General features: G+C 37.2%; 5 protein-coding genes. All 5 read right to left on the bottom strand.

All coding sequences use genetic code 11. The features are described from left to right. Positions 1-195: 195 nt before the first annotated feature. Positions 196-339 (bottom strand): hypothetical protein, encoded by a 144-nt coding sequence (locus tag ACWATR_RS39205; RefSeq protein ID WP_460345556.1) that lies wholly within the window; start codon positions 337-339, stop codon positions 196-198. Positions 340-483: 144 nt separating this feature from the next. After that, complete coding sequence (locus tag ACWATR_RS39200) at positions 484-1,125, bottom strand: hypothetical protein (protein ID WP_460345553.1); 642 nt, start codon at positions 1,123-1,125, stop codon at positions 484-486. A gap of 79 nt (positions 1,126-1,204) precedes the next feature. After that, positions 1,205-1,501 (bottom strand): hypothetical protein, encoded by a 297-nt coding sequence (locus tag ACWATR_RS39195; protein WP_460345550.1) that lies wholly within the window; start codon positions 1,499-1,501, stop codon positions 1,205-1,207. Between the two features lie 54 nt (positions 1,502-1,555). Next, on the bottom strand, positions 1,556-2,422 hold the full coding sequence (locus tag ACWATR_RS39190; RefSeq protein WP_460345547.1) for an IS4 family transposase: 867 nt from the start codon (positions 2,420-2,422) through the stop codon (positions 1,556-1,558). Further along, positions 2,419-2,928, bottom strand: a 510-nt coding sequence (locus tag ACWATR_RS39185; RefSeq protein ID WP_460345544.1) for a transposase domain-containing protein, incomplete at its 5' end; no start/stop codon positions are given. The genes ACWATR_RS39190 and ACWATR_RS39185, both read right to left, overlap by 4 nt.

Here is a 2,928-nt window from a genome sequence, read left to right as displayed (position 1 = left end):
AAATGTTTCCCAAATATTTACTACCCAATGCCATTTTTCCACATATTTACACATGTCACCCCAATCAAAATTACGGACATATTTATAAATTTTAAGTAATCTATATAATTCACAAATATCCTGTTTATTCGGCTCCTCTTGGGTAACTAATTTCATTAAACGTTGGGCAACTGTGATAGTTTCCTGGGTAAATAGCTATTGTGAGTCTTCATCGTCTTCATATTTTCCTAATTCTGGTTGCTCATGTAGTGACTCAATTATTTTATTTAGCCAACTAACATCTTTTTGTCTAGCTTCATAAGTATAGTATTTTGCCCAGTATAATTGTTGGCGGTTCATATAATCAAATTGTTTTTAATAATAATTGTTAGATATATTATACAGAAAATAATATTTTATGACCTAAATATAGGTGAATGCACTCATCAAGTAATCTATAATGTTAGTTAAAAATTAAGTTTTCTTGCATCACAAACGTTTTCACTATGTCCACCATATCTCATCTAGCAAATCTCGTTTTCTTTCTAAAGGAATTGCAGGACAATTTTCAATAAACTGCTTCAACTTAGCCTCAGACAAACCCATTAAATATCCTTGGAAAAGAAGATACGGACTTTGCTGAGAATTCAAAATTGAGATCGATTTTTCGATTTTGTAAATCTCTTCATTTAAAAAATTGAGATGCATTTGTAACCATTGCTTCGGTGTATAGCGTTCCATCACAACATAGGTCAACAACGGTTGTAAGCAGATTTGAATTTTCACTTCATGTCCTTCTTGTGTCATAAATAACCCGTAAGTCTCTTGTTCTGGAGGATACAACCCAATTCGTAATAGTCCAGGAAGGGCGTTAAGATTTAAGAGATAGGGTAACTCGACTGCATCAGATTGCTTTCCTGTTGACAGAAATTGACGAACGAAATCAGGCGGTGACTGATGCCATAACTGGGTAGAATTATGCTGTATGATTTCATCAATTGTCATCAAGCGATCACGCTCTGCACAATCCCAATACCCTCCATTTCCCACCTCTAGCAAAAAAGTAGCATAGGCTTTTGGTAGCTGAATTTCCAATGCTTTTAGAATCGCCATTGAGCCAAGAGGTGGATTTAAGTTTATTGTCAAACATATTCCCTCCGGATCGAGGTATTTCAACCGATCCAGTGCGAAACGAATCTCCCTAGCAACTGCAATCATTAGTAATCTAAAAACAATCCAAAATCGGAGTGGACTGCAACCGATCAAGGTAGCCATTATCTAAATGAAGGTGTGGAAGCAGTCCCATATAGTCAGCCCCGACTTTGGGAGCTTGCCAATCTTGGCGAATCAAATAAAGATTACCATAGCACCAATCATTATCACGACGCTCTAGGTGAGTACAATACTGCAAAATCTCAGACGCATCCAAAAGAGCAAATTCCAACCCGAAGCTTTCCAGCAAGTAACCAGGGTAATTTTGCAACTTCGACTCAATTAGATAGGGCTGGTTTTCTGAGGGCATGATAGCAAGATATGCTAATGGAATGGCACTAAGAAAAGCTGAAAGACTTGTGGTTTAAGCACTCTGCAATTGTTTGCGTAATTCTTGTCGGGGTTTGGTCAATCTGGGGTAAGATTTGGGGCGGCGTTTAATAACTCGTGGTTCGTTCCTGGTAGAACGGTCAGGAACTTCTTTGTGGACAATAATTTTGAGCAAAGTGGAATAAAGTCTTTTGCGTTTTTTAGAGCCAGCCACCTCGAATTTGGGAAAAAAGTTAATTAAATGGTGACGAGTACCTTGCAGGGATAAGCGTAAAGGAGGAGTATTATAAGTTGTCCCAGCCGACCACATTAGGCTACGGAGTAAATTGTAAGCAAGCAAATAAACATGAATTTCTTTGCGTACCATTGAAGGAGTTTTACACCGTAAAACATCCATGCCTAAAGTAGTTTTTAAATGTTTTAAATCGAGTTCAACTTGCCATCTTTGATAATAAAGCTGAACGATTTTTAAGGTAGGATAAGTTGCTGGCTCTAATAAAGTAGTAATTAAACTAACTCTCCCAGTACGAAAACCAGGAATAACAATGTAGTAATAAATTTCACGTACAGTTATGGAAGAAGGTAGAGTATCAAATTCATCCTTGCTTAATCCTTGTGGGCATCTTTTAGGTTTATACCAAGTAACAAGCTTGTCACAATCACCAACAATTTTTCCTTTTCGCATGGTTGTTGTACGAGATTGATGCTTACGAAATACTACATCACAACCAAGTCTGGTAATAGCAACCATATCGGCATAAGCACAAAAAGCTCTATCACCTAGAAGTACATCATTTGGTTTAAGAAAACTGTACAGTTTCCTAGCTAATTTAATATCATGAGTATTCAAAACATCGATACACAAAGCAACAGCAGCTCCTGTAATTAAACTGAATATCACACAATTTTGGCAATTGGAAACCCACATCCTTCTTTTTGAGTGCTAGGTTGAGGATATTCTTTCTGGTTCTCTACAGTGTCTGGCATTGACACTGTAGACCCATCTATTACCAACACATTTCGACCGCACCATAAATGTTCTTGTGTCACTCTCTCTTCTAAATTTTGTGCAGAATAATTGAAAAGCTTCTCTAACAATTTTTCTGGTAATCTTGTTCTTGCTTGGCAATATGCACTTGTATCTGTTGAAGGAATTTCTACTTCTTCATCCGCCAAATGTGCAATTACTTTACTTACAGCGTTATGACAAGTTTTGTCTGTATCTAAAACCTGAGATAAAAATGCCCACAAGGTTATTATTGGGTCATATAACCGCTTTCTATATTTAATTTTTAGCTCCGAGATAGCTTGTTTAATCATTGACTCTGGCAATAATTCTTTGGCAGGTAAGCCGCGAGATCCCCAAACGGATGCTGAACGATGAGGAAGTCCACTATTTGTAAGGCT

It is taken from the genome of Nostoc sp. UIC 10890, from assembly GCF_054786515.1.
Note: the sequence above shows the minus strand (reverse complement) of the source record. Positions and strands in the feature narration are given on the sequence as shown.

Coding starts and splice junctions, on each gene's coding strand:
- ACWATR_RS39205 (WP_460345556.1), bottom strand. CDS start 339: ATGAACCGCCAACAATTATACTGGGCAAAATACTATACTTATGAAGCT.
- ACWATR_RS39195 (WP_460345550.1), bottom strand. CDS start 1,501: ATGCCCTCAGAAAACCAGCCCTATCTAATTGAGTCGAAGTTGCAAAAT.